This window comes from Crateriforma spongiae, assembly GCF_012290005.1.
Classification (GTDB): Bacteria; Planctomycetota; Planctomycetia; order Pirellulales; family Pirellulaceae; genus Crateriforma; species Crateriforma spongiae.
This window is the reverse complement of sequence record NZ_JAAXMS010000022.1, coordinates 1-5621: the sequence shown is the minus strand read 5'-3', so window position 1 is coordinate 5621 and position 5621 is coordinate 1. Positions and strand designations below refer to the sequence as shown.

The 5621-nt window shown below is 54.8% G+C and carries 2 protein-coding genes; both read right to left on the bottom strand.

Going from position 1 to position 5621, the window contains the following annotated elements; genetic code table 11:
- Nucleotides 1-1086: 1086 nt before the first annotated feature.
- Entirely contained in the window at nucleotides 1087-1557 is a 471-nt protein-coding gene (locus HFP54_RS24960) for a hypothetical protein (protein ID WP_206036403.1), read from the bottom strand.
- Nucleotides 1558-3458: 1901 nt separating this feature from the next.
- Entirely contained in the window at nucleotides 3459-3893 is a 435-nt protein-coding gene (locus HFP54_RS24955) for a PH domain-containing protein (protein ID WP_168567276.1), read from the bottom strand.
- Between the last annotated feature and the right edge of the window lie 1728 nt (nucleotides 3894-5621).

The following is a 5621-nucleotide window of genomic DNA, read 5'->3' as shown; positions in this document are numbered from 1 at the left end:
GGCGGGATCGGGGTTTCCGAAGCCGGCGGCCAGACACGAAAAGAAGACATCCAGCGGCCGACGGCGAAGGGTGCCCCGAGACCGCGGTGGAACTCAGAACGAGCCGAGCAACGTAGCACATTCACCAAATCGACCGCGCAAACAATGCTTGAACCGACTTGAAGATCGCGACGTTCCGACGCAAACAGACTCACGGCTTGAAGCATCAATCGACTCAGAGCGTCGGTACGTGGTGATCGTCTCTGCATTCAGTCAACATTGCGGTGCGGCTATAGTCCGAGCACGACCAATGTGTTCAGCGACACGGTCAAACATGACACCGCATTCGATCTTGATTCACCATCAAAGCCGGCCGACCGCGCACACGAAAATCAAAGCTTGATGCCGATCAGAGCCAAGCCCGTGTAACGGTTGCGATCAGCGGGCCGGGACGTTTGACTTTCCATTCGTGAAACCGTGCAAACCCGGCTCCGTTGCATCGCATGGTTCGCTGCATTTTATCACGTGCCGAGCGGGGGTTGGTACGGGTTACCCGAATCGGCAGTATCTCGCGTGGTATCCAGTGGAACGTCACCAGTCGTCGCTTGCGTTGAAAGTGTCTGCGAGCGTTTGCAAAACCAAAACACGACCAGGACCATCAACGCGGGAACGAACGCAAACAGCACGAGATTCATTGGATATGCCAATACTACGGTTGGGCCAACAAAGTCGAGCCAGGGTTCGCCGGGGGCATCGCGTTGGAAGATTACGGTAGGAACTGGCCAACCGTGAAAACGAGTATTGGCATTCGCAAGATAGGTGTAGTGGAATGTCGTTAGGTACGCAGCGACGACGCTACCAGTCAAAGCAGCCAAGAACAGGAAACGCGCCCACGTCGGAACTCGGCCCGCAATCGCCGCATACGTAGCCCAAACGACTAAGCCGCACGCAGCGAGAAACAGCAGTAGGATGAAAGCAAACAATGTCGTGTTGGTCTTCGTTGCGTTGCATTCTTGTCAGTCAGCGAACGTCCGGCATCACCGGGTCGGGAAGGTTGATTGTCCATTGCAAAAACGCTCGCAAGCCCGACTCCGGTGCATGCCATGGTTATCCGTCACTTGAGTTCCGATCAGATGAGCGAAACCATCCGTCAGGAACATACTGCTCGATCAACGGAATCGAAATCTCTTTCGCTATCGCTTGTGCGTGATCTCGGCTCGGATTGCCCATGACGTGATACCGCATGATTTCACCGTTGACATCCACCATCAAGTTTAGATCAGAGTTGTTGACCACTTCGTCATTCTTGTCCCTGCCCGTAAGCAGTTGTAGACATTGAACATCAGTGAGAGCGAATTGGCAGTCGTGACGCGGCAGGATAGCTCGGCAAGCATTGGCGTCAATGATGATGTAGTCGCCACGGTCCCGATGGTATTTAAGTAGCGCGTAGATGAGACCGAATGTGCAAATACCGCAAAATGTTCCGAAGAGCGTGAAGGCGACGCGTCCCCGAAAGTCATCTATGCCAAACCAACAGACGAGAACGAAAAAGACCATAAATATAGGGCTGAAGATCATCACGAAAGTCGTGTTTGCGGTCCCAACTGCGCAACGAAAGATGCCGTCGTCACGGATCAGTACTGAATCCGGTGAAGAGTAAGACCGGAGACCGTCGTCGGATGCATTGGTCCAATTCGGAGGCCATTCAGGTTTGAAGTGCGGGTTCACGCTCACGATTCAGATCGGATAACGGTCGCGTTAACCGAGCGGGGGCGTGGAAACGTGGTCAGCGAAGCGTCCAGAACAGCCCAACCCCGCTTCGGTTGAACGCATTGTTACACATCGAATCAAGCCGGCAACGTCGCAAGGACTGAAGCATCGAGTTTCTTCATTGTGATGTCGGCCGAAGCCGACCAAAGCGTGGCGGGATCGGGGTTGCCGGAGCCGGCGGCCAGACACGAAAAGAAGACATCCAGCGGCCGGCGGCGTAGGGAGCCCCGAGACCGCGTTTGAATTCAGGAGAGGTCAGGCAACGTAGCACATTCACCAAATCGACCGCGCAAACACCGCTCGAACCGGCTTGAAGATCGCGACGTTCCGACGCAAACAAAGTCAAAGCTTGAAGCATCAATCGATTGAAGGCGTCGGTACGTGGTGATCGTCTCTGCATTCAGTCGACATTGCGATGCGGCTAATGACCGAGCACGACCAATGTGTTTGGCGACAAAGCCCAACATGACACCGCGATCGATCTCGCTTCACCATCAAAGCCGGCCGACCGCGCATCCGAACATCAAAGCTTGATGCCGATCAGAGTCAAACCCGTGTAACGGTCGCGTTAACCGAGCGGGGACGTGGGAACGTGGTCAGCGAAGCGTCCAAGACGGCTCAACCCCGCTTCGGTTGAACGCATTGTTACACATCGAATCAAGCCGGCAACGTCGCACGGCTTGAAGCATCGAGTTTCTTCATTGTGATGTCGGCCAAAGCGTGGCGGGATCGGGGTTTCCGAAGCCAACGGCCACACACGGAAAGAAGACATCCAGCGGCCGGCGGCGAAGGGAGCCCCGAGACCGCGGTGGAATCCAGAACGAGTCAGGCAACGTAAAACATTCACCAAATCGACCGCGCAACAAAAGCACGAACCAGCTTGAAGATCGCGACGTTCCGACGCAAACACTTTGGCTGCTTGAGGCGTCAATCGATTCAAAGCGTCGGTACGTGGTGATCGTCTCTGCATTCAGTCAACATTGCGAAGCGGCTATTGTCCGAGCACGACCAATGTGTTCGGCGACACGGTCAAACATGACACCGCATTCGATCTTGATTCACCATCAAAGCCGGCCGACCGCGCATCCGAAAATCAAAGCCTGATGCCGATCAGAGCCGACCCCGTGTAACGACCGGCATCACCGGGCGGGGAGAGTGAAGTTGTCCATTTCAAATCCGGCCGCAAGCCCCGCTCCGTGTGCATGCCATGGTTATCCGTCCGTATGGTGCGAGCCTTAAAACGGAAACCGCTCGACAGTGTGGTTTGAGACCGCGTGTATCGCCGCCATTTGCAACCCAGCAAGCGCGCAAGAATACAACAAGGTTCTCAGTCTCGAGCGTGCAAAACGGAGTCGCGCGTAGACGAGTACGGCAATCGTCGTGCCCGACAGTGTAGTGAGTATGATTAGATTCGCAATTTCGCGTTGGATAAGAACGTTCAGGCCATCCAGAATCCAGATTGCGAAGAGCACAGCGAGCCATCCGTAGCAGGCCGCGATCGCAAGCGAAGTAATGCGAGATGTCGACGGTCGGCTTTGGGCGTCATTCCCTGGGTTGTCAGCAGTGACTACCGGTGGCGTAAATGGGTTTGCGTTCAAAGCGCGAATCAAGCCGATTTCAGTCGGATAACGGAAGCGTCCACCGGGACGCGGGAGAAGACATTGAGGTCACGAGAAAACGATCCACCGCGTCTCCGGTGCGACGCATTGTTATCCGTCGTTTGCGCCAGATGCCAGCATTCGCAGTTCGGAGGCGACGCTATCGGGATCGGGAAGGTGTGGCCAAACGAATTTCGCATTTTGCAGGTTGGTTCCCGACGTGTCAATTTCAATGGTTCCTGCGTTGCATATAGACTCAACAACACCTTGGTATACAGCGACGGATTGGATAGCGTGAGCTGGGGCCGAAATATCTACATGGTTGGTAAATACTTTGTGCGTGCGGATCTGGCCGTTCCCAAATGCAAAGCGATACATCGTTCTGCATTTCCAAAGGAACCACAGCGGCATGACAGCCAGCAATGCGATACTCAGAGCAACTATCCAGTCGAACCACGCAACAGCACAGAGCAGGGCGGCGGTAAGTCCAATCTCCATAACGGAGCGAGCAAAAAGGTATTTGCGACTACAAGCGACGGATTTCATCTGCGTAGATACTGAGCTTTTGGTTGAAGAGGTGACGTCTAGCACCATGAAGCTTTAGCGAGCATTAGGGAGATACTCAGTCGGATAACGGTCGCGTTAACCGAGCGGGGGCGTGGAAACGTGGCCAGCGAAGCGTCCAAGACGGCTCAACCCCGCTTCGGTTGAACGCATTGTTACACATCGAATCAAGCCGGCAACGTCGCACGGCTTGAAGCATCGAGTTTCTTCCTGTCGAAGTCGGCCAAAGCGTTGCGGGATCGGGGTTGCCGAAGCCGGCGGCCAGACACGAAAAGAAGACATCCAGCGGCCGGCGGCGAAGGGTGCCCCGAGACCGCGTTTGAATTCAGGACAGGTCAGGAAACGTAACGCGCTCACCAAATCGACCGCGCAACTAACGCTCGAACCGGCTTGAAGATCGCGACGTTCCGACGCAAACAGACTCACGGCTTGAAGCATCAATCGATTCAATGCGTCGGTACGTGGTGATCGTCTCTGCATTCAGTCAACATTGCGAAGCGGCTATTGTCCGAGCACGACCAATGTGTTCAGCGACCCGATCAAACATGACGCCGCATTCGATCTTGATTCACCATCAAAGCCGGCCGTCCGCGCAAACGAAAATCAAAGCCTGATGCCGATCAGAGCCGACCCCGTGTATCGGCAGGGATCAGCGGGCGGCGGGAGTTGACATTGAGCTCACGAGAAACCGCACCACCGCCGCTCCGTTGCATCCCATGGTTCTGTCGTTTTTCTTCAGTATCCGTGAAATCCCATGTGGCTTGCAAGCATCGTGCATGCGATCAAGCAAAGAAACGCGATTGGCGAACACACTGCGCCACGCATCGCGGGACCAGCCGTTTCAGCGTTTCCAATCAATCGAGAAACCCCAGCAAGTACGAGCGCCCCAACTGCAGCCGTTGGAATCATCCACATACAAGCCATTACAATCCCGGCTCCCCAAAAGCCGCCGCTCACGTTCAGTCCCCAGTGTGGCAAGAGGTAGACTAGGCACGTGTACAACACAAAGGCGGACGGTAGAAGGCCGACCACCAAGCCGGATAGGCCAACAGCGTATGCAACTACATATCGCGCTCGGCTAAGGTCCGACTTCGATGTCGCATTTTCGGCATTTGATGATTCCGTCACCGTATGTGGTTCGTATGGTTTGGAATCAGGCACGACTATGTCTCATGCGTCATGTCGACAGAACGATGGCCATCACCGGGATCGCGCGGTTGATGCCCCTCTTCAAAAATGCCGGATCGCGATCTCCGGTGGATGGCTTTGTTATCCGCTTGCCACAGTTCATGTTTGCAGATTCGAAATACCTTCAGTGCAGCGAATCGAGAAACACGAATGCTGTTGCGGTAAGGGTCAAGCTAACAAAGAGCTCCGCAAATCCACGACCCCAATTGCGATGCAGAAATGTCCTGGCGGAGATGCCGAAAGCGATGCTTTGGCAAACGCAGCACATCCACCAGCAGAAAGGGAGGTAATCGTACGGAAACAGCATTGGTGAAGGACGAACACCCCAAAAGTAAGTTAACATCCTAAGGCTGAAGCATCCAAGAAGCAATGCAATGCATGCGAGTGAAGTAGCACCTAAGACCCAGCACCAGTGGAGCACTTCGCTACGAAGCGATTCCGGCGCGGCGTTTCCAGTCGGGCTGTAGGGATTGTTGCTCATCAATGTCGGACAATTGTATGTGAATGCCGCGGATAACGGCG

Coding starts and splice junctions, on each gene's coding strand:
- HFP54_RS24960 (WP_206036403.1), bottom strand. CDS start 1,557: ATGATCTTCAGCCCTATATTTATGGTCTTTTTCGTTCTCGTCTGTTGG.
- HFP54_RS24955 (WP_168567276.1), bottom strand. CDS start 3,893: ATGAAATCCGTCGCTTGTAGTCGCAAATACCTTTTTGCTCGCTCCGTT.